Origin of the sequence: Psychrobacter sp. NZS113, from assembly GCF_015864825.1 — a bacterium.
GTDB lineage: Bacteria > Pseudomonadota > Gammaproteobacteria > Pseudomonadales > Moraxellaceae > Psychrobacter.
Window position 1 is genome coordinate 1 of record NZ_JADYWL010000039.1, and the last position, 537, is coordinate 537.

Annotated in this window: 1 protein-coding gene; it reads left to right on the top strand. The window is 42.1% G+C overall.

From position 1 onward, the window contains the following. Positions 1 to 537: transposase (locus I6E61_RS14035; protein ID WP_197135307.1), on the top strand; the 537-nt coding region annotated here is incomplete at both ends.

A 537-nucleotide genomic window follows, 5' to 3' on the forward strand; every position in this document is an offset into this window, starting at 1 on the left:
ATGATGTTCGCCTAGAAGATATTGCGCTTGATTTAGGCATCGGGTATTCAACCTTGCAACGATGGATCGCGCTTGCTAAAAACCATGAACTTGAAACTAAAAATAATGGTAGTCACATGACAACAGAAAAACGCCCTCATGACTGGAGCTTAGAAGAAAGGCTTAACGCCATTATTGAATGTGCGAGTTTAGATGAAGCAGCTCTTAATGAATATTTCCGCGCTAAAGGGCTTTACCCGCATCATATTAAACAATGGAAGCAAGATTTTGCTAAAGGGCCTTCAACGACGCCCGTAAAATCAGACAGTAAACAGCTCAAACAAGAAATTAAGCAGCTTCAAAAAGAGCTTAATCGTAAAGACAAAGCGTTAGCAGAAACAGCCGCCTTACTCGTACTCAAAAAAAAAAGCAGATGCGCTTTGGGGTTTCAACGAGGACGATTAACCAGCTCAACTGAGCGTCATGAATTGATAAAGCTCATTACCGACGCGCAGAAATCAGGGGCAAGGCAAGAAAAAGCATGTGAGTTACTTGGTC